Source organism: Ancylobacter novellus DSM 506, assembly GCF_000092925.1.
Lineage (GTDB): Bacteria > Pseudomonadota > Alphaproteobacteria > Rhizobiales > Xanthobacteraceae > Ancylobacter > Ancylobacter novellus.
Map to the genome: position 1 here is coordinate 1,753,291 of NC_014217.1, position 24,520 is coordinate 1,777,810.

The 24,520-nt window shown below is 67.9% G+C and carries 20 protein-coding genes; 13 read left to right on the top strand and 7 right to left on the bottom strand.

Translation table 11 applies throughout. The features are described from left to right. Nucleotides 1-16: 16 nt before the first annotated feature. Nucleotides 17-313, top strand: coding sequence for a succinate dehydrogenase assembly factor 2 (locus SNOV_RS08480; RefSeq protein ID WP_013166504.1), 297 nt, complete (start codon nucleotides 17-19; stop codon nucleotides 311-313). After that, on the top strand, nucleotides 310-3,822 hold the full coding sequence (gene mfd, locus SNOV_RS08485) for a transcription-repair coupling factor (RefSeq protein ID WP_013166505.1): 3,513 nt from the start codon (nucleotides 310-312) through the stop codon (nucleotides 3,820-3,822). The genes SNOV_RS08480 and mfd overlap by 4 nt, the downstream gene beginning before the upstream one ends. A gap of 17 nt (nucleotides 3,823-3,839) precedes the next feature. Here mfd and SNOV_RS08490 read toward each other — a convergent pair whose 3' ends face one another. Then, nucleotides 3,840-4,166, bottom strand: a complete 327-nt coding sequence (locus SNOV_RS08490) for a hypothetical protein (protein ID WP_013166506.1) — start codon at nucleotides 4,164-4,166, stop codon at nucleotides 3,840-3,842. A 151-nt stretch (nucleotides 4,167-4,317) separates the two neighbouring features. Beyond that, the gene (locus SNOV_RS08495) at nucleotides 4,318-6,024 is read right to left on the bottom strand and encodes an extracellular solute-binding protein (RefSeq protein ID WP_041783081.1); all 1,707 of its coding nucleotides are present in this window, start codon (nucleotides 6,022-6,024) and stop codon (nucleotides 4,318-4,320) included. Between the two features lie 355 nt (nucleotides 6,025-6,379). Between SNOV_RS08495 and SNOV_RS08500 the strand changes: the two genes are divergently transcribed. Then, nucleotides 6,380-7,159, top strand: coding sequence for an invasion associated locus B family protein (locus tag SNOV_RS08500; protein WP_013166508.1), 780 nt, complete (start codon nucleotides 6,380-6,382; stop codon nucleotides 7,157-7,159). 96 nt (nucleotides 7,160-7,255) lie between these two features. On the opposite strand, the gene hspQ is transcribed toward SNOV_RS08500, so the two are convergent. Further along, nucleotides 7,256-7,588 (bottom strand): heat shock protein HspQ, encoded by a 333-nt coding sequence (gene hspQ, locus SNOV_RS08505; RefSeq protein ID WP_013166509.1) that lies wholly within the window; start codon nucleotides 7,586-7,588, stop codon nucleotides 7,256-7,258. 146 nt (nucleotides 7,589-7,734) lie between these two features. Between hspQ and SNOV_RS08510 the strand changes: the two genes are divergently transcribed. Further along, on the top strand, nucleotides 7,735-8,697 hold the full coding sequence (locus SNOV_RS08510; protein ID WP_013166510.1) for an AEC family transporter: 963 nt from the start codon (nucleotides 7,735-7,737) through the stop codon (nucleotides 8,695-8,697). Nucleotides 8,698-8,700: 3 nt separating this feature from the next. Here the strand turns inward: SNOV_RS08510 and SNOV_RS08515 are convergent, their stop codons facing one another. Next, a complete protein-coding gene (locus SNOV_RS08515) occupies nucleotides 8,701-9,912 on the bottom strand; it encodes a UbiH/UbiF family hydroxylase (protein ID WP_013166511.1) in 1,212 nt (403 codons plus the stop codon). 162 nt (nucleotides 9,913-10,074) lie between these two features. Between SNOV_RS08515 and SNOV_RS08520 the strand changes: the two genes are divergently transcribed. The 6 genes from SNOV_RS08520 to SNOV_RS08545 all read left to right on the top strand — a co-directional run bounded on the left by SNOV_RS08520 (nucleotide 10,075) and on the right by SNOV_RS08545 (nucleotide 16,917). Continuing rightward, nucleotides 10,075-10,815, top strand: coding sequence for a CDP-alcohol phosphatidyltransferase family protein (locus SNOV_RS08520; RefSeq protein ID WP_013166512.1), 741 nt, complete (start codon nucleotides 10,075-10,077; stop codon nucleotides 10,813-10,815). A gap of 21 nt (nucleotides 10,816-10,836) precedes the next feature. Beyond that, the gene (locus tag SNOV_RS08525) at nucleotides 10,837-11,814 is read left to right on the top strand and encodes a quinone oxidoreductase family protein (RefSeq protein ID WP_013166513.1); all 978 of its coding nucleotides are present in this window, start codon (nucleotides 10,837-10,839) and stop codon (nucleotides 11,812-11,814) included. 382 nt (nucleotides 11,815-12,196) lie between these two features. Beyond that, the gene (locus SNOV_RS08530; RefSeq protein WP_013166514.1) at nucleotides 12,197-13,759 is read left to right on the top strand and encodes an ABC transporter ATP-binding protein; all 1,563 of its coding nucleotides are present in this window, start codon (nucleotides 12,197-12,199) and stop codon (nucleotides 13,757-13,759) included. After that, nucleotides 13,749-14,825, top strand: coding sequence for an ABC transporter permease (locus tag SNOV_RS08535; RefSeq protein ID WP_013166515.1), 1,077 nt, complete (start codon nucleotides 13,749-13,751; stop codon nucleotides 14,823-14,825). Before SNOV_RS08530 ends, SNOV_RS08535 begins: the two co-directional genes overlap by 11 nt. Next, nucleotides 14,818-15,741, top strand: coding sequence for an ABC transporter permease (locus tag SNOV_RS08540; RefSeq protein WP_013166516.1), 924 nt, complete (start codon nucleotides 14,818-14,820; stop codon nucleotides 15,739-15,741). The genes SNOV_RS08535 and SNOV_RS08540 overlap by 8 nt, the downstream gene beginning before the upstream one ends. Before the next feature lie 96 nt (nucleotides 15,742-15,837). After that, the gene (locus SNOV_RS08545; protein WP_013166517.1) at nucleotides 15,838-16,917 is read left to right on the top strand and encodes a BMP family ABC transporter substrate-binding protein; all 1,080 of its coding nucleotides are present in this window, start codon (nucleotides 15,838-15,840) and stop codon (nucleotides 16,915-16,917) included. A gap of 242 nt (nucleotides 16,918-17,159) precedes the next feature. Here the strand turns inward: SNOV_RS08545 and SNOV_RS08550 are convergent, their stop codons facing one another. Next, entirely contained in the window at nucleotides 17,160-18,728 is a 1,569-nt protein-coding gene (locus SNOV_RS08550; RefSeq protein ID WP_244412908.1) for an AAA family ATPase, read from the bottom strand. Between the two features lie 324 nt (nucleotides 18,729-19,052). Between SNOV_RS08550 and SNOV_RS08555 the strand changes: the two genes are divergently transcribed. The 3 genes from SNOV_RS08555 to SNOV_RS08565 all read left to right on the top strand — a co-directional run bounded on the left by SNOV_RS08555 (nucleotide 19,053) and on the right by SNOV_RS08565 (nucleotide 22,387). After that, on the top strand, nucleotides 19,053-19,754 hold the full coding sequence (locus SNOV_RS08555) for a glutathione S-transferase (protein WP_013166519.1): 702 nt from the start codon (nucleotides 19,053-19,055) through the stop codon (nucleotides 19,752-19,754). A 120-nt stretch (nucleotides 19,755-19,874) separates the two neighbouring features. Beyond that, the gene (locus SNOV_RS08560; protein ID WP_013166520.1) at nucleotides 19,875-21,155 is read left to right on the top strand and encodes an allantoate amidohydrolase; all 1,281 of its coding nucleotides are present in this window, start codon (nucleotides 19,875-19,877) and stop codon (nucleotides 21,153-21,155) included. After that, on the top strand, nucleotides 21,152-22,387 hold the full coding sequence (locus tag SNOV_RS08565) for an ArgE/DapE family deacylase (protein WP_013166521.1): 1,236 nt from the start codon (nucleotides 21,152-21,154) through the stop codon (nucleotides 22,385-22,387). The genes SNOV_RS08560 and SNOV_RS08565 overlap by 4 nt, the downstream gene beginning before the upstream one ends. Before the next feature lie 161 nt (nucleotides 22,388-22,548). Here the strand turns inward: SNOV_RS08565 and rimO are convergent, their stop codons facing one another. Both rimO and hmuQ read right to left on the bottom strand, forming a co-directional pair. Beyond that, complete coding sequence (gene rimO, locus SNOV_RS08570) at nucleotides 22,549-23,907, bottom strand: 30S ribosomal protein S12 methylthiotransferase RimO (RefSeq protein ID WP_013166522.1); 1,359 nt, start codon at nucleotides 23,905-23,907, stop codon at nucleotides 22,549-22,551. A 265-nt stretch (nucleotides 23,908-24,172) separates the two neighbouring features. Then, complete coding sequence (gene hmuQ / locus SNOV_RS08575) at nucleotides 24,173-24,502, bottom strand: heme-degrading protein HmuQ (RefSeq protein WP_013166523.1); 330 nt, start codon at nucleotides 24,500-24,502, stop codon at nucleotides 24,173-24,175. Nucleotides 24,503-24,520: the final 18 nt, after the last annotated feature.

Genomic DNA, 24,520 nt, shown 5'->3' on the forward strand with positions numbered 1-24,520 from the left:
GGCGCACAGGACCCATATGACCGGAACCACCCGTTCGAGCGCCGGCCTCGATGCCCGTCGCCGCCGCATCCTCTACCGCTCCTGGCATCGCGGCACGCGCGAGATGGACCTGTTGATGGGCCGTTTCGCCGACAAGCTGATCGCCGACATGTCGGACGAGGACGTGGCCGATTTCGAGCAGCTCATCGAGGTGGAGGACCCGGATCTGTTCGGCTGGCTCGCCAGCGGCATTCCGGCGCCGGAATACGACACACCGATCTTTCACCGCTTCCGGCAGTTCCAGATGTCGGGCGAGGGCGTTCCCGATCTATGAAGACCCCGCTTATCCCCATCACCTCGCGCCTCGCGCCGGGCCGCACGCTGACCCTCGCCAATGTCCCCGGCGGCATGGAGGGGCTGGTCATCGCCGACCTCGCGCGCGCCCTCGCGGCGCAGGACGACGCGGCATGGCCGACGCTGTTCGTCATCTGCCGCGACGCCGAGCGCATGGCGGAGCTGGAGCGCGCGCTGCCTTTCTTCGCGCCCGGCGTCGAGGTGCTGTCCTTCCCGGCGTGGGACTGCCTGCCCTATGACCGCGCCTCGCCGCATGGCGACATCGTCGCCCGCCGCATGACGACGCTCGCCCGCCTCGCGCGGGTGAAGGGCCGCGAGGGCGGCTCCATCGTGCTGACCACGGTGAACGCCGCGCTTCAGCGCGTGCCGCGGCGCGACCTCGTGGCGACGCAGTCCTTCTCGGCCGCGCCGGGCAACGCGCTCTCGCTCGACGAGGTGGTGGCCTGGGCGGAGATCAACGGCTATCTGCGCACCTCCACCGTGCGCGACACCGGCGAATATGCGGTGCGCGGCGGCATCGTCGACCTGTTCCCGCCGGGCCTGCCGGCGCCGGTGCGGCTCGACTTCTTCGGCGACACGTTGGAATCGATCCGCTCCTTCGATCCCGAGACGCAGCGCACGGCGATGCAGATGCGCTCGCTCGACCTCGTGCCGATGAGCGAGTTCCAGCTCACCACCGAGACCATGCGCCGCTTCCGCATGGCCTATGTCGCCGCCTTCGGCGCCGCCCAGCGTGGCGACCTGCTCTATGAGGCGGTGAGCGAGGGGCGGCGCTATCCCGGCATGGAGCACTGGCTGCCGCTGTTCCATGACGGGCTCGACACGCTGTTCGACTACGCCCCCGGCTCGCCCATCTTCATGGAAGCGCAGGGCGGGGAGGCGGCGGCTTCGCGGCTCGACCAGATCGCCGACTATTACGACGCCCGCAAGCACGGCATGGAGCATGGCGGCGGCGCGCCCTACAAGCCGCTGCCGCCCGAGAGGCTGTACCTCACCGCCGAGGAATGGGAGCGCCGGCGCGGCGAGGCGGCGAACATCGCGCTGTCCGGCTTCGCCCTGCCGGAATCGAAGGACGTCATCGACCTCGACGGCCACGCGGCGCGGTCCTTCGCGCCGGAGCGCGCCGATCCAGAGGCACCGCTGTTCGACATCGCCGCCGAATATCTGCGCGACCTCGCCAAGAAGAAGCGCACGATCCTGGCCGCGTGGTCCGATGGCTCGCGCGACCGCCTTGCCACGGTGCTGTCCGATCATGGGCTGAAGGGCACGCAGACCATCGGCTCGCGCGATGCGGCGGAGGCTCTCCCGAAGGGCACCATCGGCCTCGCCGTGCTTGGTATCGAAAGCGGCTTCGAGACCGACGCCCTCGCCCTCATCGGCGAGCAGGACATCCTCGGCGACCGCCTCGTGCGCCCCAAACGCAAGGCGCGCCGGCCGCAGGACGTCATCGCCGAACTCACCTCGCTCACCGCCGGCGACCTTGTGGTGCATGTCGACCACGGCATCGGCCGCTTCATCGGCCTGAAGACCATCGAGGCGATGGGTGCGCCGCACGACTGCCTCGAAATCCATTACGCGGAAGGCTCCAAGCTCTTCCTGCCGGTGGAGAACCTCGAACTGCTCTCGCGCTACGGCTCGGAAGACACCGAGGCGCAGCTCGACCGGCTGGGCGGTGGCGGCTGGCAGGCGCGCAAGGCGCGGATGAAGAGCCGCATCCGCGAGATGGCGGCCGAGCTGATCAAGGTGGCGGCGCAGCGCCAGCTGCACGAGGCGCCGCGCCTTGTGCCCGCGGCGGGCCTTTATGACGAGTTCCGCGCCCGCTTCCCCTATGAGGAGACCGAGGACCAGGACGCCGCCATCGAGTCGGTGTTCGACGATCTCGGCTCCGGCCACCCGATGGACCGGCTGGTGTGCGGCGACGTCGGCTTCGGCAAGACCGAGGTGGCGCTGCGCGCCGCCTTCGCCGTGGCGCTCGACGGCAAGCAGGTGGCGGTGGTGGTGCCGACCACGCTGCTGGCACGCCAGCACTTCAAGACCTTCTCCGAGCGCTTCAAGGGGCTGCCGGTCGTGGTGCGGCAGGCCTCGCGCCTCGTCTCGTCCAAGGATATGTCCGAGACCAGGAAGGGCCTCGCCGACGGCACGGTCGACATCGTCGTCGGCACCCATGCACTGCTCGGCAAGACCATCTCCTTCAAGGATCTCGGCCTCGTCATCGTCGACGAGGAGCAGCATTTCGGCGTCGCCCACAAGGAGAAGCTGAAGCAGCTCCGGGCCGACGTGCATGTGCTGACGCTGACGGCCACGCCCATTCCCCGCACCTTGCAGCTCGCAATGACCGGCGTGCGCGAGCTCTCCATCATCGCGTCGCCGCCGGTGGATCGCCTGGCGGTGCGCAGCTTCGTGACGCCGTTCGATCCGCTGATCGTGCGCGAGGCGCTGCTGCGCGAGCGCTACCGCGGCGGGCAGAGCTTCTATGTCTGCCCGCGCATCGAGGACCTCGCCGAGGTGAAGGACTTCCTCGACCGGCAGGTGCCGGAGGTGAAGGTCGCGGTGGCGCATGGCCAGATGGCGGCGACGCAGCTCGAAGAGATCATGTCCGCCTTCTATGACGGGCAGTTCGACGTGCTGCTGTCGACCACCATCGTCGAATCCGGGCTCGACATCCCGACCGCCAACACGCTGATCATCCACCGCGCCGACATGTTCGGCCTCGCCCAGCTCTACCAGCTGCGCGGGCGCGTCGGCCGGTCGAAGACCCGCGCCTATGCGATCTTCACTTTGCCGGCGGAGAAGCAGGTGACGGCGCAGGCCGAGCGCCGGCTGAAGGTTCTGCAATCGCTCGACACGCTCGGCGCCGGCTTCCAGCTCGCCAGCCACGACCTCGACATACGCGGCGCCGGCAATCTGCTGGGCGACGAGCAGTCCGGCCACATCAAGGAAGTCGGCTACGAGCTCTATCAGGAGATGCTGGAGGAGGCGATCGCCAACCTCAAGGCCGGCATCACCGCGCCGGTCGCCGACAAGTGGTCGCCGCAGATTTCCATCGGCATGCCGGTGCTGATCCCCGAGGATTACGTCGCCGACCTGCATGTGCGGCTGACGCTCTATCGCCGCCTCGCGGACCTTGAGACCGATGCCGAGATCGAGGCCATCGGCGCCGAGCTCGTCGACCGCTTCGGCCCGCTCCCCGAGGAAGTCGAGCAGTTGTTGAAGCTCGTCGCCATCAAGGCGCTGTGCCGCCGCGCCAATGTCGAGAAGGTCGATGCCGGCCCGCGCGGCGCGGTGCTCACCTTCCGCGACGGGCGCTTCCCCAACCCCGCCGGCTTTATCGCCTATGTCGGCAAGCCGCATGTGGTGGCGAAGATGCGCCCGGACGGCAAGGTGGTGTTCTCCGAGGATTGGCCGAACGCCAATGCCCGGCTCAAGGGCAGCGCCGGCATCCTGCGCCAGCTGGCGAAGATCGCCGAGCAGGGGGCGAAGGCGGCATAGGCCGCCCGCCCGTCACCTCAGAACGGCGTGCCGGGGATCGGGCCGTCATAGGCGCCGTCGCTGTCGGGCAGCAGGTCGGCATAGTTGTCCGAACCGGGACCGGAATCGCCCATCGAGTCGCCGCCGGCCTGGTTCATGTAGTCCTGGCTGTGGTCGGCGCCGGGATGGTCGCGCAGCGGGCCGTAGTCGAGATAGTTCGGGTTATTGATCGGCGGGATGGTGATCTCCAGCCCGCCATTCGCGCCGGCCCGCGGCTGCGGACGCACCGTGATCGACTGCTGTGCGGCGGCAGGGAACGCCCCGAGCATCAGGACGGCGGCGGAAAGAACGGCGGCGTAACGCATGACCCGGCTCCAGCACATCGACGGCGGCGCCGCTATCTCGACCATGCGGCGCCTTCCCCTAAGGACCGTGTTCCGGCGGCGCTGTCCAGAGCTTCCTTGATCCGCGCGGCAGATTCCGCCCGCTGTGGCCGCCGGGCATGCCGGTAAACCGTCAGGGCGCGCCCGGCGCCTGCCACCAACTCTCCGCCAGTGTGCCGGATAGCGACACCTGTTCCGGCCGCTCGACCTTGCGCCAGCGCGCCACCCACTGGCCGGGCGTGTAGAACAGCGGCACCGAGAAGCGCGCGGACATCAGCACCCGGTCGAGCGCCCGCACGGCCGAGACGAAGTCGCTCCGCTCGCGCGCCGCGAGCAGCGCCTCGATCATCGCGTCCGCCGCCTTGCTCTTCAGCCCCATGAAGTTGCGCGTGCCCGGCGTGTCGGCCGCGCCCGAGCCGAAATAGAAGGCCTGCTCGTTGCCGGGCGAGAGCGACTGGTCCCAGATATAGGGCACCATGTCGTAGTCGTAGGTCTGCTTGCGCGCCTCGAACTGGACGTTGTCGACGAGCCGGATGTTCAGCGTCACCCCGGCCCGCCGCAGCATGTTCTGATAGGCGAGGGAGAGGCGCTCCTGGTCCTTGCTGCCGACGATCAGCTCCGGCGCGAAGGGCTTGCCGGTGGCCTTGGAGACCAGCGCGCCGCCCTTCAATTCCCAGCCCGCCTGCGCGAACAGGTCGAGCGCCTTGCGCAGCCGCTCGCGGTCGCGGCCCGAGCCGTCCGAGCGCGGCGGACGCCAGGTGCCGTCCATCACCGCCGGCAGCACGTCGTCGGGGAAGGGCTTGAGCAGCTCCTGCTCGCGCGCCTCCGCCGGCCGGCCGAGCGCGGAGAGCTCGGAGCCGTCATAGAAGCTGCCATTGCGCCGGTAGAGGCCGAAATAGAGGTTGTCATTGGCCCATTCGAAGTCGAACAGCTCGACCATGGCCTGGCGCACCCGCACATCGGCGAACAGGTCGCGGCGCATGTTGAAGATCAGCGCCGAATAGGGCTTCGGCATGCCGGTCTCGATCTCCTCGGTGACGATGCGCCCGTCGCGCACGGCGGGGAAGTCGTAGCCAGTCTTCCAGCGGCCGGGGTCGGTCTCGAAGCGTATGTCGTAGAGTCCGCGCTTGAAGGCTTCGAACTGCGCATTAATATCCCGGTAGAAGTCGTAGCGAAGGCTATCGAAATTGAAATTCCCGCGATTGACCGGCAGGTCGCGGCCCCAATAGTCGGCGTTGCGCGTGAGGACCACGCTCTCGCCCGGCTTCACCTCCGCCTGCACATAGGGTCCGCTGCCGAGCGGGGCGGTGAAGGTGGTCTCCTCGAAGGTCTTCGGATTGATCGCATGGCGCGCCAGCACCGGCATCAGCGCCAGGATCAGCGGCAGTTCGCGGTCGACCACGCCGAAGGTGAAGCGGATCGACAGCGGCCCGGTCACCTCCGCCTTCGCCACCTTGCCGTAATAGGTGCGGTGATTCGGCCTGCCCTTCAGGCGCAGCAGCTCATAGGAGAACAGCACGTCTTCCGCCGTCACCGGGCGTCCGTCGGAGAAGCGGGCGCGCTCGTCGATCTCGAAGGCGACATAAGAGCGCGCATCGTCCGTCGCGACGCTGCGGGCGAGCAGCGCGTAGCAGGTGAAGGCCTCGTCGGGCGAGCGCGCCATCAGGCTCTCGACGATGTTCCAGCGCACGAAGGGCGGGGCGGTGCCGCGCACGATGAAGGGGTTGAGGCTGTCGAAGGCGCCGACCGCCCCCTGCACCAGCCGACCGCCCCTGGGAGCATTGGGATTGACGCTCCTGTAATGGGTGAAATCCGCCGGGTAGAGCGGGTCGCCATGCATGGCGATGCCGTGCACGGGCACGCCATCCGGCGCCGGGTTGCCCTGTGCCAGGTTGCCCTGCGCTCTTGCCGCCGGTACAAGCGGGTAGCCAAGTGCCGCCCCGCACATGGCGCCGCCGCCCGCGATTAAGACATTGCGCGCGAAAGCGCGCCGGGTGATATCGGTCACGCCTCGGCCCCCTGGTCAAAGATTCGGCTCGCGCACACGCCAGTGTATGTAGCATGAACAGGACACCGAAATTCCTGAGGGTCACTCTGTCGCCTCATTTGAACGGGAGACAGCCCCTCATTCCCGATATGGCGCCGAGGCGTCCGCTAGCTCGCTTACGTTGCGGTTCGCACGACAGGAACTCGATATGATCATACGCTCCACTCTCGCGCGCAGCTTCGCCGCAGCCGCTCTGGCGCTCGCCATGGCCGGATCCGCCGCGATGGCCCAGTCGCAGCCGGCCAAACCGGCGGCGAACGCGCAGGCCAAGCCTGCTGCCAAGCCTGCCGCGAATGGCCAGCAGCCTGCCGCGAACGGCCAGCAGGCCAACGCGCCGCAGCAGATCCCGGCGATCCCGATCCCGTGGGTCAAGCACTGCCGCCAGGAGGCGTCGATCGGCAAGGAGGTCTGCGAGATGGAGCAGACCATCATCACCGACACCGGGCAGTTCCTCGTCCGCTTCGGTGTGTTCGAGGTGAAGGACGACCCGAAGAAGGCCTTCACCGTCGCCTTCCCGACCGGCCTGCTGCTGCGCAACGGTTTCCGCATCGCGCTTGCCAACGAGCAGCCCATGCTCGGCACCTTCGTCATGTGCGACGAGCGCGTCTGCCGCGGCGATCTCCAGGTCGATCAGGGCTTCGTCGACCGCATGAAGAAGGCCCCCGGCCTGACGCTGCAGGTCGCCAATGCCGTCGGCCGGCTGATCTCCTACCCGATCGGCCTTGGCGACTTCGCCAAGGTCTATGACGGCAAGCCGACCGATCCGAAGGCGTTCGACGAGCAGCTCAAGAAGATCCAGGAGCAGGTCAAGGCCCGCCAGGAGGCGCTCAAGGCCGAGGCCGCCGAGCGCGAGCAGCAGACCAAGGCCGGTCTCGAGAAGCTCGGCGCCGAGAAGCTGAAGAACGCGCAGCCCGCGCCCGCGCAGTGAGCGCGCGATAAGCCGAAAACGAAACGCCCGGCCAAAAGCCGGGCGTTTTCATTTCGAGGTCGCCATTATCGGCTGCCATGCAGCCCGCAGTGCTGCCTATTGCAGCCGCTCGCCGCGCATCCGCCAGCCGCCGTCGCCGTCCGCCGTCAGCATCTCCTCGACCTGGGGATGGCGCACCGGCTCGCCCGAGGTGTCGGGCTCCAGATTCTGCTCCGAGACATAGGCGACGTATTCCGTCTCCGCGTTCTCGGCGAGCAGGTGGTAGAAGGGCTGGTCCTTGGTCGGCCGGATGTGCTCCGGGATCGACTCCCACCATTCGTCGGTATTGGCGAATTCCGGGTCGACGTCGAAGACCACGCCACGGAAGGGATAGTGGCGGTGCCGGACGATCTGCCCGATGCGGTATTTTGCGTTCCGCTCTTTGATCATGATGCCGACGGCCTTCCTGCGGGCGACCCGTTACGGGCGCGGCCGCTTCCTGTCAACTCATCCGCAATGCAACGAGCGTGCCCGATGCGCGCATGGCGGCGGAAAGTCTGATTGACCGGCACAGGGCGAGCCGATAGCCAGCCGCCATGGCCGAAGTCCTGGCGCTGGCGCTTCCCTTTTTCGGTGTGATCTTCCTGGGGCTGGGATGCGGCCGGCTGGCGCGCATCCCGGAGAGCGGCCTCGCCTGGCTCAGCTTCTTCATCATCTATGTGGCGCTGCCGGCGCTGTTCTTCTCGCTGGTGGCGCGCACGCCCTTCCACGAATTGACCAATGGCAGCTTCATCCTCGCCACCACGCTGACGACCGCGACCTGCTTCGCGCTGTCGCTGCTGGTGGGGCTGTGGCGGCGGCACGGCAACCTTCCCGAGGCGACGATTGCCGCCATCGTCGGCTCCTATTCCAATGTCGGCTATATGGGCCCGGGCCTGACGCTGGGCGCGCTGGGGGCGGCCGCCTCGGTGCCGACGGCACTGATCTTCGTCTTCGACAGCCTGTTCTTCTTCACCATCGTGCCGGTGCTGATGGCGGTGAGCGGGCGGGACAAGCACAGCCTCAGTGCGACGCTGCTCCTCGTCGTGCAGCGGGTGGTGACGCACCCGTTCAACGTCGCGACCTTCCTCGGCGTGCTCGCCGCCTATGTCGAGTTCCACCCGCCGGCAGCGATCGAGAAGACGCTGGAATTCCTGCGCAATGCCGCCGCGCCCTGCGCGCTGTTCACCCTTGGCGTCTCGGTGGCGCTGCGGCCGATGGAGCGCATGCAGAGCGAGGTGCCCTGGCTGCTCGCCATCAAGCTGGTCGTCCACCCGGCGCTGGTCTGGCTGGTGCTGACCATGGTGGGCGGCTTCGAGCCGGTGTGGATCGCCACCGCCGTGCTGATGGCGAGCCTGCCGCCGGCGCTGAACGCCTTCATCATGGCCAAGCAGTACGACACCTATGTCGCCGGTGCCTCGGGCGGCATCCTCGTCGGCACGGTGGTCTCGGTCGCCACCGTCACCGCCATGCTCTACGCCGTGCAGCACGACATGCTGCCGCACGGCCTGCTGCAGTAGGGCCTAGAGCGGCGTCCCGGCGAGCAGGCGCGGCACGTCGCGCGTCGGTCCGACACCCTCGCGCATCACCGCCTTGCGCAGCATGGGCGAGCGGCCCATCAGCCAGAGGCCGAGCCCGCGCAGACCGGCGACGGGCACGAGGTCCGACAGCAGCGAGCGATTGAATAGGTCGACCGCGAAGCCGCGGCTCGCCACATCCGCCCGGCGGCGGCGCTCATAGGCGTCGGTGACGCCCGCGCCGCCGATGTCCTCGCCGGCCTGCACCGCGTCGACCACCAGCTCCGCCAGCGTCGCCGCGTCGCGCAGGCCGAGGTTCAGCCCCTGCGCGCCGATGGGCGGGATGATGTGCGCGGCTTCGCCGATCAGCGCGATGCGCCCCTTGGCGAAACGCTCGGCGGTGCGCTGGCTCAAGGGGAAGCTGCCGCGCGGCGAGACAAGGCTCATGCGCCCGAGGATGGAGCGCGCCTTGCGCTCCATGACACGGGCGAACGCGTCTTCACTGAGCGCCAGCAATTCCTCCGCCTCACGCGCCGAGACCACGCAGACGACGCTCGAGCGATCCCCCGGCAGCGGCACCAGGGTGAACGGGCCGGTCTCGGTGTGGAATTCGGTGGAAACGTCGTGGTGCGGGCGGCTATGCGCCAGCGTCGCGGTGACCGCCACCTGCGGATAGTCGCGCACCTTCACGCCGATGCCGGCGGCGCGCCGGCAGGGCGAGTTGCGCCCGTCCGCCGCCGCGACGAGCGCGGCCGCGATGGTGCGGCCGTCGTCGAGCTCGACCACGACCTGCTCCGTGCCGTCCGCCACGCTGCGCACCGCGCCGCTCACGCGCTCGATGCCGGCCGCCTCCGCCACCGCATCGTCCAGCGCCGCCAGCAGCACCTCGTTCTCGAGGTTCCAGGCGAAGCCTTCCAGCCCCAGCTCGCCGGCGCGGAACTCCACCTCCGGCGCCCGCAGCAGGCGCTGCGTGCCGTCGACGAGGCGCATGACGCGCAGCGGCGAGGCGTCCTTGCGCAGCCGCTCCCACAGGCCGAGCGCCTCCAGCGCCCGCACCGAGCCGTCCATAAGCGCGGTCGTGCGCGGATCCGGCGCGCGGGGAGGGGCGACGAGGGTGACGGGGAGGCCGCCCGAGGCGAGGGCCAGCGCGGCGATGAGCCCGCTCGGCCCGCCGCCGACCACGGTGACGGCCTGCGCCTTATCCGATCGAGGTGACATGCGTGTGTCCTTCGGCATCACCGGGGCTGTAAGCCGGCGCGCGAGTGTGGGATAAGCGAGGAGCGCGCGGTCTGGCAATTGGGATAAGCGCGGGCATGCTATATGCGTAACGTCGAAGAAGCCGGCGGCAAGCGATCCGATGCCGTTGCGGGAGGAGGTCCGGTGGCGATCACGTCCAAGTCGCTCGATGAGCGCCCGGCGCGCCGGCGCACGCTCGCCTTCGCCGTCCATCTCTTCACGGCGTCCGGCGCGGTCTGCGGCCTGCTGGCGCTGATGGCGGCGGTCGAAGGCCATTGGGCGATCATGTTCGCCTGGCTCGGCGTGGCGCTGTTCGTCGACGGCATCGACGGCACCATGGCGCGGCGCGCCCATGTCGGCGAGGTCCTGCCGCGCTGGTCGGGCGAGACGCTGGACCTCGTGGTCGACTACCTCACCTATGTGCTGGTCCCCGCCTTTGCCGTGGCGAGCGGCGGGCTGATGCCGTTCTGGCTGGCGATCCCGGCCAGCGCGGCGATCCTGCTCACCAGCGCGCTCTATTTCGCCGACACCTCGATGAAGACCGAGGACCTGTATTTCCAGGGCTTCCCGGCGGTGTGGAACCTCGTCGTGTTCTACTTCTTCCTGTTGCCGCTGAACGCCTGGGTGGTCGCGGCGGTGATCGCGGGGCTCTCGGCCGCCACCTTCCTGCCGATCAAGTTCGTGCACCCGTTCCGGGTGGTGCGGCTGCGCCTCCTGACCATCGCGCTGCTGGCGCTGTGGGCGGTGCTGGCGGTGGTCGCCGTGCTGAACGACCTGCGGCCCGACCTGTGGGTCACGGTCGGCCTCATCGTCTGCGCGGTCTATTTCTTGTTGTTCGGCCTCATCCCGTCGCGCCGGGCGACGTCGGCCGGACGGCCCGGCTGAACTCCCGGCGGGAGAGTGACGATGGCGTTCGCGATTCGCGTCCACGAGTTCGGCGGCCCGGAGGTACTTAAGTACGAGGAAGTCACCGTCGGCCCGCCCGGACCCGGCGAGGCGAAGATCCGCCACACCGCCATCGGCCTCAACTTCATCGACACCTATTTCCGTACCGGCCTCTACCAGCCCGCCGGCGGACTGCCCTTCATCCCCGGCAACGAGGCGGCAGGCGTCGTGGTCGAGGTCGGCGAGGGCGTGAGCGACCTCCGCCCCGGCGACCGCGTCGCCTATGGCGCCTCCACCGGCTCCTACTGCACGGAGCGGCGCATACCGGCGGCGGCGCTGGTCAAGCTGCCGAACACGATCCCGGACGAGACGGCGGCGGCGATGATGCTCAAGGGCATGACCGCGCGCTATCTGCTGCGCCAGACCCACAAGGTGAAGCCGGGCGACACCATCCTCGTCCACGCCGCAGCCGGCGGAGTCGGGCTGATCCTGTGCCAGTGGGCCTCGCATATCGGCGCCACCGTCATCGGCACCGCCGGCTCGCCCGAGAAGGTCGCGCTCGCCAAGGCCAACGGCGCCGCCTACGTCATCGACTACTCGAAGGACGATTTCGTCGCGCAGGTGAAGGAGATCACCGACGGCGCGCTGTGCGACGTGGTCTATGACGGGGTGGGGCAGGCGACCTATCCGGGCTCGCTCGACTGCATCAGGCCGCGCGGGCTGTTCGTCAGCTTCGGCAACGCCTCGGGCCCGATCACCAATTTCAACCTGCTGAGCCTGTCGCAGAAGGGGTCGCTCTACGCCACGCGCCCGACGCTCAACACCCACATCGCCACCCGCGAGACGCTGCTGGCGACCGCGAACGACCTGTTCGACGTGGTCGGCTCCGGCGTGGTGAAGATCGCTGTCGAGCAGCGCTACAGGCTCCCCGACGCGGCGCAGGCACATCGCGACCTCGAGGCGCGGCGTACCACCGGCTCCACCGTGCTGCTGCCGTGATCCTGATTGAGCGCCGGGCCACTCCCGTAATTCCTCTCCCCGTTGGGGAGAGGTGGCCCGCGAAGCGGGTCGGTGAGGGGAGACGCGGCTGCGGAGTGGTGAAGACCCCTCACCCCAACCCTCTCCCCGTCGGGGATAGGGAGCTTGCCGCTCTCTCGGCAATTACAACCCAGCCCCCGAGCGTGCTCCGAAATCTGACGTAAAACGCGCCAGAGTCCGGACCGGCTGGACCAGACTTTAGGCTTGCTCCCCCGACCGGCCATGCCATGCTGGCCGCAAATGTCCTCCACGCAGAAGCGCATGATCCGCGAGCCGCAGCAACAGCCTCTCCCGCCATGCGCCGTGCGCGTCTGCGCCATCCGGCGGCTGAAAGGCCGGCGCCATGGTGTCTAGCGCCGAAGGGGCCGCCGCGCCGGCATCGCTCCTGGAGGCGGTCGAGCTGACCAAGCGCTTCGGCGCGCTGGTCGCCAACGACCATGTCAGCCTCGCCATCCGCGCCGGCGAGACGCACGCGCTGCTGGGCGAGAACGGCGCCGGCAAGTCGACGCTGGTGAAGATGATGTGCGGGCTGCTGCAGCCCGATTCGGGCGAGCTGCTCTATGAGGGCGCGCCGATCGTCTTCCCTGACCCGGCGAGTTCGCGCGCCAGGGGCATCGGTGTCGTGTTCCAGCATTTCGCCCTGTTCGACGCGATGACCGTGGTGGAGAACGTCGCGCTCGGCCTGCCGGGCCATGAGCCGCTCTCTTCGCTCGCGGCCCGCATTGACGACTGCGTCGACCGCTACGGTCTCACCGTCGAGCCCTGGCGGCGTGTGGGCGAGCTCTCGGTCGGCGAGCGCCAGCGGGTGGAGATCGTGCGCTGCCTGCTCGGCGATCCTCGCGTGCTCATCCTCGACGAGCCGACCTCGGTGCTCACCCCGGACGAGTCCGAGAGCCTGTTCCGCACCGTCGATCTGCTGACCGGCGAGGGCAGGGCGGTGCTGTTCATCAGCCACAAGCTCGATGAGGTGCGCCGGCTCTGCCACCGCGCCACCGTGCTGCGGGCTGGCCGGTTCGTCGCCGAGGTCGACCCGAAGCAGGAGACCGCCGCCAGCCTCGCCCGGCTTATGGTCGGCGCCGAGGTGCCGCGCACGCCGCGCCTCGTCACCCACGAGATCGGCGCGCCGCGCCTTCTGGTGCGCAACCTCAACGTCGCCGGCGACGGTTCCCGCGGCTCGGCGCTGCACGACATCAACCTCGAAATACGGGCCGGCGAGATCGTCGGTATCGCCGGCGTCGCCGGCAACGGCCAGACCGCCTTGTTCGAGGCGCTGTCCGGGGAGGCGCCGGGCGATCCCGAGAGCATCGTCATCGACACCGTGCCGGCCGGCGGCCTCGGCCCGACCGAGCGGCGGGCGCTGCGCGCCGGCTTCGTGCCGGAAGAACGGCTCGGCCACGCCGCGGCGCCCGACATGCCGCTCTCCGACAATGTGCTGCTCACCACCCATGGCGATGGCGGCATCGTCAGCCACGGCGTGGTGCGCCACTCGCCGCTGAAGCGCTACTTCCAGGGCATCGTGAAGGGCTTCGACGTGCGCTTCGGCGGCAAGGACCCGAAGGCGCGGCGTCTCTCCGGCGGCAATCTGCAGAAATTCGTCATCGGCCGCGAGGTGCTGCGCGACCCCGTGCTCATCGTCGTCGACCAGCCGACCTGGGGCGTCGATGCGGCGGCCGCCGCCTTCATCCGCACCACGCTGCGCGAGCGGGCGGCGCAGGGCTGCGCCGTGCTCGTCATCAGCCAGGACCTCGACGAGCTCTTGGAATTCACCGACCGCATCGCGGTGATGAGCGAGGGCCGCCTCACCCCGCCCGTGCCGGTCGCCGAGACCTCGCGCGAGGCGATCGGCCTCGCCATGGGCGGCATGCATGACGGCGACGGCACGGAGGGGGGCAGCCATGCCGCTTAAGTTCGAGCGGCAGGAGAACGTCTCCGCGCTGCGGCTCGCCGCCGCGCCGCTGCTGGCGCTCGTCTTCACGCTGGTCGTCGGCGCGATCATGTTCGTGGCGCTGGGCCACGACCCCATCCGCGCCTTCTCGATCTATTTCATCGAGCCGCTCGGCGACGTCTACACGCTGCAGGAGCTGGTGGTGAAGGCCTGCCCGCTGCTGATCATCGGCGTCGGCCTCGCCTTCTGCTACCGCGCCAATCGCTGGAACATCGGCGCCGAGGGGCAGTATGTCGCCGGCGCCGTGCTCGGCTCCGGGCTGGCGCTCGCCACCCAGGGCACCGAGGCCGGCCCCTGGGTGCTGCCGGCCATGCTGGTGCTCGGCGCCCTAGGCGGCGCGCTGTGGGGGCTGATCCCGGCCTTCCTGCGCGTGCGCTTCGGCGCCAGCGAGATCCTCACCAGCCTGATGCTGGTCTATGTCGCCCAGCTCGGCCTCGACTATCTCGTGCGCGGCCCGTGGCGCGACCCGGCCGGCTTCAACTTCCCGCAGAGCGTGACCTTCGACCCTGTGGCGGTGATGCCGCTCTTGATGGAGGAGGGCCGCCTGCATGCCGGCATCATCATCGCGCTGGTCGCCGTGGCGGTGGCGACCTTCGTGCTGGGGCGCACGCTGACCGGCTTCTCCATCGAGCTTGCAGGGACGGCTCCCCGCGCGGCGGCCTTCGCCGGCTTCGACGAGAAGCGCGTCACCTACGGCGTCTTCGCCGTCTCCGGCGCGCTGGCGGGGCTCGCCGGCATCATCGAGGTGGCCGGGCCGATCGGCAATTTGCAGCCCTCCATCTCGCCCGGCTATGGCTTCACCGCCATCATCGCCGCCATGCTCGGCCGGCTGCACCCGGTGGGCATCCTCGTCGCCAGCCTGGTGCTGGCGCTGACCTATATCGGCGGCGAGGCGGCGCAGATCTCCATGCGCCTGCCCTTCGACGTCACCCGCGTGTTCCAGGGGACGCTGCTCATCGCCATCCTGGCGGCCGACGTGCTGGTGCGCTACCGCATCCGCCGGGTGGAGGGGACGAGCCATGCTTGATGCGGCGATACTCGGCGCGGTGCTCGCCAGCGTCGTCGCGGCGGCGACCACGCTGCTGCTCGCCTCGCTCGGCGAACTGGTGGCCGAGCGCGCCGGCACGCTCAATCTCGGCGTCGAGGGCATGATGATCGTCGGCGCGGCGGTCGGCTACGCCACCGCCTATTCCACGGGTAGCCTGCTGCTCGGCACGCTCGCCGCCATCCTCGCCGGCGTCGCACTGTCGCTGGTCTTCGCGGGGCTGGCCGTGTGGCTCGCCACCAACCAGGTCGCCTCGGGCCTCGCCACGACGATCCTCGGCCTCGGCCTCGCCGGGCTGATCGGCTCCGGCTTCGTCGGCACCCGCATCGACGCCGCGCCGGCACTGCGCGTGCCTGGCCTCACCGATCTGCCGGTGGTCGGCCCGGTGCTGTTCGGGCAGGACGCCTTCGTCTATGCCTCGATCCTCCTGCTGATCGCCGTCGCCTACGGCCTCGCCCGCACCCGCGCCGGGCTTGTGCTGCGCGCGGTCGGCGAGAACCATGCGGCGGCGCATGCGCTCGGCCATCCGGTGCGCCGCATCCGCACGCTGGCGGTGATGTTCGGCGGCGCCTGCGCCGGGCTCGCGGGGGCGCATCTCTCGCTCGCCTACACCCCGTTCTGGGCCAGCGACATGACCGCCGGGCGCGGCTGGATCGCGCTGGCGCTCGTCGTGTTCTCGGCCTGGCGACCGCTCTGGCTATTGGCCGGCGCGTATCTGTTCGGCGCGGTATCGATCTTGCAGCTTCACGTGCAGGGCTTCGGCCTCGGCATCCCCTCGCAGCTGCTGTCGTCGCTACCCTATCTTGCGACCATCGCCGCGCTCGTGGTGATCTCGGCGCTGAAGCGCGGGCAGGGCGCGCCGGCCTCGCTGGGCGTGCCCTTCGTGCCCGACCGCTGACGCCTTAAGCTTCCGGTCGCGAAGGCGACCTCCCGCCTGCGCCGCGGCCGCGCAGGATGGTGACGATCCGGCCGCGCTATGGGAGCGGAGACGTTCATGCGCAAGATTCTGTCACTGGCGGTCGCCGTCACCGCCGGCCTCGCGCTCGCCGGCATCGGACAGGCCAGCGCGCAGGAGAAGCTCAAGGCCGCCTGGGTCTATATCGGCCCGGTCGGCGATTTCGGCTGGACCTATCAGCACGACCAGGGCCGCAAGGCGGTGGAGGCGGCCTTCGGCGACAAGGTCGAGACCACCTATGTCGAGAGCGTGCCGGAAGGCCCCGACGCCGAGCGCGTGATCGAGCAGCTCGCCCGCGCCGGCAACAAGATCATCTTCACCACCTCCTTCGGCTACATGGAGCCGACGCTGAAGGTGGCCAAGCGCCACCCCAAGGTGTTCTTCGAGCACGCCACCGGCTACAAGCGCGACAAGAACCTCGCCACCTACAACGCGAAGTTCCACGAGGGCCGCTACGTCCTCGGCCAGATCGCCGCGAAGATGTCGAAGACCGGCACCATCGGCTACATCGCCTCCTTCCCGATCCCCGAGGTCATCTCCGGCATCAATTCGCTGATGCTCGGCGCGCAGTCGGTGAACCCGGACATGAAGATCAAGGTGGTCTGGGTGAACTCCTGGTTCGACCCGGCCAAGGAAGCCGACGCCGGCAAGGCGCTGATCGACCAGGGCGCCGACGTGATCTCCCAGCACACCGACAGCCCCGCCGCCATGCAGGCCGCCGAGGCGCGCGGCGTGAAGGCCTTCGGCCAGGCCTCCGACATGATCACCTTCGGCCCGAAGGCGCAGCTCACCTCCATCGTCGACAATTGGGGGCCCTACTATGTCGAGCGCGTGAAGGCGGCGATGGACGGCACCTGGAAGCCGACCGACACCTGGGCCGGCATGAAGGACGGCGAGGTGGTGATGGCGCCCTACACCAACATGCCCGACGACGTGAAGGCGATGGCGCAGGCGACGCAGGCCAAGATCACGTCCGGCGAGCTGAACCCCTTCAAGGGCCCGATCTATAACCAGAAGGGCGAGCTGGTGGTGAAGGAGGGCGAGGTGCTGGCCGACAAGGACATCCTGTCGATGAACTGGTACGTCAAGGGCATCGACGACAAGGTGCCGGGGCAGTAGGGGCTGGCGCTCAGAGCGACATGGCGGCTCCCGAGTGGGGCCGCCGCCCAATAAGTGAAGATATAGCTAGGCGCCAGATGCAGAAGTTCGCTGCGGCGACGATGAATGGTCGCTTCGGGAGCGTATCTAGACGGTCCGGTCTTGGGTGCCGAGGGTCGAATAGCTTCCATTGAAGGCGGCTTGATCTCGACGACGGCTTAGGACCTCGAAGCGGACATTTGATCGGACGAGGATTCTACAACCTATGCCGCATAAGGCTTCGGTAGCACAGCCTCGATTGCCACTCGCAGCCTGTCATCTTCCTTGCTCTGAATGGCCCGCGTGACCCAGGCAGTGAATTCGTTGACGCTGCCAGCACGCAGCCGCGCGGCGAGCGCCAGCAGCGGCTTCTTGCGGTCGTAGATCGCAAGAAGTGCAGGTAGGTCGTCGCCGGCTACTGCGTCGGTTATCATCTTTTGGATCCCGGCGGCGATCGCGGCGACGTCGAGCGCACCCGTTTGGGTGACGTAGCTGGTAGCGAGGTCGACGACTGACTTGTCGGCCGAGAAGTCGATCCGCTTCAGCATCTGATCGATCCGCCGGCGGCAATAGCCGAGCACCACCTCATTAACGTTGTCCGGCACCGTTGCGTCAGCGAATACTGCCGCCTTCACCTCGGCTAGCTTGGTCTCCAACTCAGCGCCGCTGAAATCGTTCTTCGCCAGAATGACTTGCGACACCGCGGGCAACAACAACAGATTCTCGATCTCAGCGACAGGTAACACCGACACGCCGATGCCGGCGAGATGCGCCCGGTCGTCCGCGTCGCGTCCATCCGCGTCGACCAGACCGGCGCAGGTAATGCGGGTGAAGGCCGCATTGCGCCGCATCGTAGCGACTGAGTGAATGACACTCTCGCATCCGCCTCGCGGGATCACTGTCCAATCTGGATAGCAGGCACGGTAGAAGGCGATGTCGAGACTACCCTGTTCGCCCTCAACGAATAGCACTGGCTTCCGGCTGCCGAGAATTAGCGTGACCAGTTCCTCGCTGAATCCTTCCGCCTCCGGCACGTCCTCAATCATCCAACCAGTCGTAGGCGCATAGCTCCGTACAACGTACTTTCGACCTGCTCTTGCAGCAGCAAATTCTAGGTCGTGCGTGATAAGGAGAAACGCACAGTCAGGTCGAGCTGCCTCCAACTCGTCCCACAATCGACCTAGAATTGAACGATGAACGTGAATCTCAGGTTCGTCCATAATGAAGGCAGAGTCAAAATCTGCGACTAACACCTGTCCAATAATGTAGAAAACGGCCTTCTCTCCGTCGCTCATCTGCGTGATGTTGTACGGGTCACTCATAGTGCCTTCAGGATTATGGGCTATTACATTGATATCGTCTGCTGTAGTTGCTAGGCTGCGGGTCGGTAGCACTCGGTGAAAAATTGCCTTCAATTTGCGTAGTACGGTTTCGCGGCCTAGCACGGGCATTCCTGCTTCGGCCGCATCGTTCACTGCTACTCCGACGTTTGCTTGCTCCGCGAAAAGCACTTGAAGCAATGATCCAGCGTCATTGAGAATGAAACGAGGCTGCGCTTGACCCCATCGATGTACGTCACGCGAGTGTTGGACTCCGCCGTATTGCTGTGGATCGTTGTATCCGTATCGCAATTGATTGCGAGCCGTTTGCTCGCTGATTTTCTCGATAGAGGGGTCAAGCGCGAGCATCCGTTGCGCTGAAATCCGGTGAGCGGTTGCACCAGCCTGCCGTTCACATTCCATTGCGAGACGTGTCTTCCCGCTGCCGTTCGCTCCAACGATGATCGTCGACATACCGGCACGCAATTGGACGGGTACGCTCGCGCCGGTTAACCGGAGATCAATAGGAAGTGGCAATGCAAACTCCTTCGAGAATCGATAAACCATATTAATAGCTGAATGATTGTTTTCACGACTACCAAGTACAGCTAGTCAGCGGCAGTTTTAAGCATCAGACCCACCGAAAGCTGCCGTTCCGCTTTCCACCCCCAAAGCGGAGGTCCCTATAAGGCAGTTGTGGGGGCAGCTATGGGTCAATCGATAACGTCCTCGAACCCATCTGCCCTTTGCGCATTTCCCTGACGCCAACCACGCTGTCGCGCACCCAAAGGACACCCCATGGCCGATTACGACCTCACCTACTGGCCGGTGCCGTTCCGCGGGCAGTTCATCCGCGCCATCCTGGCTTATGCCGGCAAGAGCTGGGACGAGCACGATTCCGGCGAGATCGGCGAGCTGATGGACCTCGACCCCGCCGACCAGCCGATCGGCTTCATGGGCCCGCCGGTGCTGATCGACACGCGCTCCGGCTTCGCCCTGTCGCAGATGCCGGCGATCGCGCTCTATCTCGGCGACAGCCTCGGCCTTATCCCCGATGAGCCGGCGCAGCGGGCGCTGACCGCCAAGGTGGTGAACGACGCCAATGACGTGATCGACGAGATCACGCTCGACGGCGGCCGGGAGATGTGGACCGAGGCCAAGTGGCAGGAGTTCGTCCCGCGGCTCAAGCGCTGGATGGGCATATGGGAGGCGCTGGCCGCGCGCCATGGCGTGACGGCTGAGGGCGGACACCTGCTCGGCACGGCGCAGGCGGGCGTGGCGGATATCGTGACCAGCACGCTGTGGTCGACGATGGGCGACCGCTTCCCGCCGCTCCAGGCGCTGCTGGACGAGACCGCGCCGCTCACTGCCGCCCTGACGCGGCGCCTGCAGGCGACGCCCGCCCTCGTCGCCTTGAGGGAGGCCTCGTTCCGGCAGTACGGGCAGTCCTATTGCGGCGGGCAGATCGAGAAATCGCTGCGGCGCGTGCTTGGCGGGTAGGGCGGAAGCGGTCCCGGCCGCGCGCATAATTGCCAAAGCCGCCATCCTGTGCGATGGCGCAGGGCAGGCGGGGCAAGGGATCACCGGCCTGCGCAGGGCCGGAGGCGTCGGGTTGGGATCATGAGCGTCGCGCTGGACATCGCCGCGCTGGGTGCGCGCGCGCAAGCGATGATCGAGGAGCTCGGCGCCATTTCCGCCAGCCCCGATCACCTCACCCGCTTCTTCCTCACGCCGGAGCACCGCCGCGCCGCCGACCTCGTCGGCAGATGGATGCGCGAGGCCGGGCTGGAGGTGAGCGAGGACGCGCTCGGCACGGTGCGCGGGCACTGGCACCCGGCCGGCCCCGACGCGCCGCGGCTGCTGATCGGCTCGCACATCGACACCGTCGCCGACGCCGGCAAGTATGACGGCGCGATGGGCGTCGTGCTCGGCATCCTCGCGCTGCAGGAGATCGTCCGCGCGGGGCTGAGCCGGCCCTACGGCATCGACGTGCTCGCCTTCGGCGACGAGGAGGGCACGCGCTTCCCCACCACGCTGTCCTCCTCCGCCGCCTGCGCGGGGGTGTTCCAGACCGCGAGCCTGAATGCCACAGATGCGCAGGGTGTGACACTGCGGGAGGCCATTTTGGCCTATGGCAATGCCACCGATGACATCCCCAAGGCCGCCTATGCCACCGGTGGCGTCATCGCCTATGTGGAGGCGCATATCGAGCAGGGGCCGGTACTTGAGGCGGAAGGCGAGCCCCTGGGGGTTGTCACCGCCATTGCCGGTGCCTCACGCCTCTCCGTGACGGTGACAGGCGAGGCCGGCCACGCCGGCACCGTGCCGATGCGCATGCGCCGCGACGCCTTGCCGGGAGCCGCGGAGATGGCCCTCGCGGTGGAGAGGATCGCCAAGGCGGACCGTCACGGCATGGTGGCGACGGTGGGGCGCATGCACATCGATCCGGGGTCGATCAATGTCATCCCTGCGCGTGTCACCTTCACCGTGGACCTGCGCTCCGGCTCGGACATGTCGCGGCGCGAAGCGTTGGAACGCTTCGAACGCGAGGCGCATCGCATCGCCGATCAGCGCCATCTCGGGGTGGTGATTTCCGCCTTCCACGAGGTGACAACGGTGCCGTGCTATCGCGACCTGCAGCTGCGCCTGCGCAACGCCGTCGCCGACCTCGGCCACCGCGCGCCGTTGCTGCCTTCCGGCGCCGGCCATGACGGCCAGGCGATGGTGAATCTCTGCCCGGTCGGCATGCTGTTCGTGCGCTGCAAGGGCGGCATCAGCCACAACCCGGCCGAATATGCCTCGCCGGAAGATATGGGATTGGCGGCCGCGGCGCTGATAAGGTTCATCGAGCGCTTCCAGCTGCCCCAGCTCGACGGCGCCACAGACGGAGCACAGAATTGAGCATTCCCGGCGACGACAGCGAGAGGCTGGACGCCACACAGGCGTTGCAGGTCGAGTTCCTGAAGGCGCTGGTGCGCGTGCCGAGCGACAATCCGCCGGGCGATTGCGCGCCGCATGCCGAGGTCGCCGCCCGGCTCTTGGAGGAACTGGGATTCACGGTGGAGCGCCACCCGGTACCCGAGCCCTTCGTGAAGACCTACGGCATGAAGTCCGTGGTCAATCTCGTGGTGCGCGAACGCTTTGGAACCGGCAAGGGGCCGGTGATCGCGCTCAACGCCCATGGCGACGTGGTACCGCCCGGCGAGGGCTGGACCTTCGACCCCTATGGTGCCGAGGAAAAGGGCGGGGCGATCTATGGCCGCGGCGCGGCGGTGTCGAAGTCCGACTTCGCCACCTATGCCTTCGCCCTGCTCGGCCTGAAGCAGCGGCCCGAGGGCCTCGACGGCACGGTCGAGCTGCACTTCACCTATGACGAGGAGGCGGGCGGCTTCGTCGGGCCGAAATGGCTGATCGAGCACGACCTGACCAAGCCGGACTACGCCATCTCCGCCGGCTTCTCCTATGCCGTGGTGGTGGCGCATAACGGCGCGCTGCATCTCGAGATCGTCGTGCGCGGCAAGCAGGCGCACGCCGCCATGCCGGAGACCGGCGCCGATGCGTTGGAGGCGGCGACGGCCATCCTCTCCGCCATCTATGGGGAGCGCCGGCGGCTCACCGGCATCGTCAGCGCCACGCCGGGCATCGGCTCGCCGAAGATCACGGTGGGCCTCATCTCCGGTGGCATCAACACCAATGTCGTGCCCGACCGCATCGTCATGCGCGTCGACCGCCGGCTCACCCCGGAGGAGGACGGCACCAGCGTCGAGGCCGGGCTGAACGCGCTGGTCGAGGCGGCCGTCGGCGGAATGCCCGGGATCGACATCGAGTGCCGCCGCATCATCCTCGCCGAGCCGCTGCGCACCCTGCCGGGCACGGAAAAGCTGGTCGAGACCATACAGAAGCACGCCTCGGAAGTGCTGGGCGAGACGCCGCCGGCGACCGCCGTGCCGCTCTACACCGATGCCCGCCACTACACGGCGGCCGGCGTGCCCACCGTGCTCTACGGCGCCGGCCCGCGTTCCATTCTGGAAGCCAATGCCCACGCCGCCGACGAGCATGTGCAGATCCGTGACCTCAAGGCGGCGACGCAGGTGATCGAGGCGACGCTGCGGGATCTGCTGAGGGCGGAATAGCAGCTCGCGCCTGCGTGCTTCGAGGCTCGCTGGCGCTCGCACCTCAGCATGAGGATCGTTTCTGCAAGAGAGCGGACAACCTCATCCTGAGGTGCCCGGGCATGGCCCGGGCCTCGAAGGACGCAGACGGCTGATGCAGCCTTGCATGCCGGTCGCAGGCCTCAGAACCCCACCGCCATGCCGTGCAGGTCATAGGCGTCGGCGCGCTCGATCTTCACCGTGACGATCTCGCCGACGCGCAGCGGGCGGCGCGAGGCGACGTGGACGCTGCCGTCGATCTCCGGCGCATCGGCCTTGGAGCGGCCGACGGCGACCGTCGGGCCGACGCTGTCGATGATCACCTGCTGGCGGGTACCCACCTTGCGCTTGAGGCGGCGGGCGGAGACGCGCTGCTGCACCTCCATGAAGCGCTTCCAGCGCTCCTCCTTCACCTCGTCGGGGATCGCCGCACCGAGATCGTTGGCCGGCGCGCCGGCGACCGGCTCGTATTTGAAGCAGCCGACGCGGTCGAGTTCGGCCTCGTCGAGGAAGTCGATCAGCTCTTCGAATTCGGCCTCGGTCTCGCCGGGGAAGCCGACGATGAAGGTCGAACGCAGGGTGAGGTCCGGGCAGTCCTGCCGCCACTTCTGGATTCGCGCCAGCGTCTTCTCCTGCGCGGCCGGGCGCTTCATGCGCTTCAGCACGGTCGGGGAGGCGTGCTGGAAGGGGATGTCGAGATAGGGAAGGATCACCCCGTCCGACATCAGGCCGATGACCTCGTCGACATGGGGGTAGGGGTAGACATAGTGCATGCGCACCCAGGCCCCGAGCGTGCCGAGCTCGCGGGCAAGGTCGAGGAAGCGTGCGCGCACCTCGCGGTCCTTCCACTTGCTCGCCGCATATTTCACGTCGATGCCATAGGCGGAGGTGTCCTGCGAGATGACCAGCAGCTCCTTCACCCCCGCCGCGACCAGCCGCTCGGCCTCGCGGAGCACGTCGGCGGCGGGACGGCTGACCAGGTCGCCGCGCAGCTTGGGGATGATGCAGAAGGTGCACCGATTATTGCAACCTTCTGAAATCTTTAGATAAGCGTAGTGGCGCGGGGTGAGCTTGATGCCTTGCGGCGGAACGAGGTCGACGAAGGGATCATGGCTCGGCGGCACCGCCTGATGCACCGCCGCCAGCACGCTTTCATATTGCTGCGGCCCGGTGACGGCGAGCACGCCGGGATGCACGTCGCGGATATGCTCGGGCTCGGCGCCCATGCAGCCGGTGACGATGACCTTGCCGTTCTCCTTCAGCGCGTCGCCGATGGCCGCCAGACTCTCCGCCTTGGCGCTGTCGAGGAAGCCGCAGGTGTTGACGATGACAAGGTCGGCGCCCTCATGGCGGCGGGACAGCTCGTAGCCTTCCGAACGCAGGCTGGTGATGATGCGCTCACTGTCCACCAGCGCCTTCGGGCAACCCAGCGAGACGAAGGAGATGCGCGGCGCGTCCGCGCGCACGGAAGAAAGGGCGTCGGTCGACGCGATATCGGCCATGATCGGTGCGGCACCCGGATTTCAAGGATCGCGAGCGGTTAAGCCACGTCGATGCGTACGTCAACTCCGGCACCCGCTGCCCGGTCTTGCATGACCCGTATGTGAAGGCCGCGTTGGTCAGGCGCAGCTCAGCAAAGCAACCCTCATCCTGAGATGCGAGCGCAGCGAGCCTCGAAGGATGATCGTGAAGGTGCACCGTACGGGCATCCTTCGAGGCCCGGCCGATGGCCGGGCACCTCAGGATGAGGCCGATTTGCGCGGGGGGCTACGCCGCGGCGTCGCCGGCCTTCTGGGCGATGACGCTGTCGAACAGCTCGAGCTCGGGATGTCCAAGATAGAGCGGCTTGTTGCCGCCGGCGCTGCGATGGGCGTTGCGGAACGCTTCCGAGCGCGTCCACGCCTCGAAATCCTCACGCGAGCGCCAGATCGAATGCGAGGCGTAGAGCGTGTGGTCGTCCTTCGAGGCACCGCGCAGCAGGCTGAACGAGACGAAGCCCGGCACGCTCGACAGGTAGCTATCGCGCTCGCGCCAGACGGTCTCGAAATCGGCTTCCGATCCGAGCTTCACCTTGAAGCGGTTCATGGCGAGGAACATGGCGGTCTCCTGAAGCTG

Coding starts and splice junctions, on each gene's coding strand:
- hspQ (WP_013166509.1), bottom strand. CDS start 7,588: ATGATCAAAGAGCGGAACGCAAAATACCGCATCGGGCAGATCGTCCGG.
- SNOV_RS08490 (WP_013166506.1), bottom strand. CDS start 4,166: ATGCGTTACGCCGCCGTTCTTTCCGCCGCCGTCCTGATGCTCGGGGCG.
- SNOV_RS08550 (WP_244412908.1), bottom strand. CDS start 18,728: ATGTCGACGATCATCGTTGGAGCGAACGGCAGCGGGAAGACACGTCTC.
- SNOV_RS08540 (WP_013166516.1), top strand. CDS start 14,818: ATGCTTGATGCGGCGATACTCGGCGCGGTGCTCGCCAGCGTCGTCGCG.
- SNOV_RS08525 (WP_013166513.1), top strand. CDS start 10,837: ATGGCGTTCGCGATTCGCGTCCACGAGTTCGGCGGCCCGGAGGTACTT.
- SNOV_RS08510 (WP_013166510.1), top strand. CDS start 7,735: ATGGCCGAAGTCCTGGCGCTGGCGCTTCCCTTTTTCGGTGTGATCTTC.
- SNOV_RS08495 (WP_041783081.1), bottom strand. CDS start 6,024: ATGCATGGCGACCCGCTCTACCCGGCGGATTTCACCCATTACAGGAGC.
- mfd (WP_013166505.1), top strand. CDS start 310: ATGAAGACCCCGCTTATCCCCATCACCTCGCGCCTCGCGCCGGGCCGC.
- hmuQ (WP_013166523.1), bottom strand. CDS start 24,502: ATGTTCCTCGCCATGAACCGCTTCAAGGTGAAGCTCGGATCGGAAGCC.
- SNOV_RS08500 (WP_013166508.1), top strand. CDS start 6,380: ATGATCATACGCTCCACTCTCGCGCGCAGCTTCGCCGCAGCCGCTCTG.
- SNOV_RS08545 (WP_013166517.1), top strand. CDS start 15,838: ATGCGCAAGATTCTGTCACTGGCGGTCGCCGTCACCGCCGGCCTCGCG.
- SNOV_RS08535 (WP_013166515.1), top strand. CDS start 13,749: ATGCCGCTTAAGTTCGAGCGGCAGGAGAACGTCTCCGCGCTGCGGCTC.
- SNOV_RS08555 (WP_013166519.1), top strand. CDS start 19,053: ATGGCCGATTACGACCTCACCTACTGGCCGGTGCCGTTCCGCGGGCAG.
- SNOV_RS08530 (WP_013166514.1), top strand. CDS start 12,197: ATGGTGTCTAGCGCCGAAGGGGCCGCCGCGCCGGCATCGCTCCTGGAG.
- SNOV_RS08560 (WP_013166520.1), top strand. CDS start 19,875: ATGAGCGTCGCGCTGGACATCGCCGCGCTGGGTGCGCGCGCGCAAGCG.
- SNOV_RS08480 (WP_013166504.1), top strand. CDS start 17: ATGACCGGAACCACCCGTTCGAGCGCCGGCCTCGATGCCCGTCGCCGC.
- rimO (WP_013166522.1), bottom strand. CDS start 23,907: ATGGCCGATATCGCGTCGACCGACGCCCTTTCTTCCGTGCGCGCGGAC.
- SNOV_RS08515 (WP_013166511.1), bottom strand. CDS start 9,912: ATGTCACCTCGATCGGATAAGGCGCAGGCCGTCACCGTGGTCGGCGGC.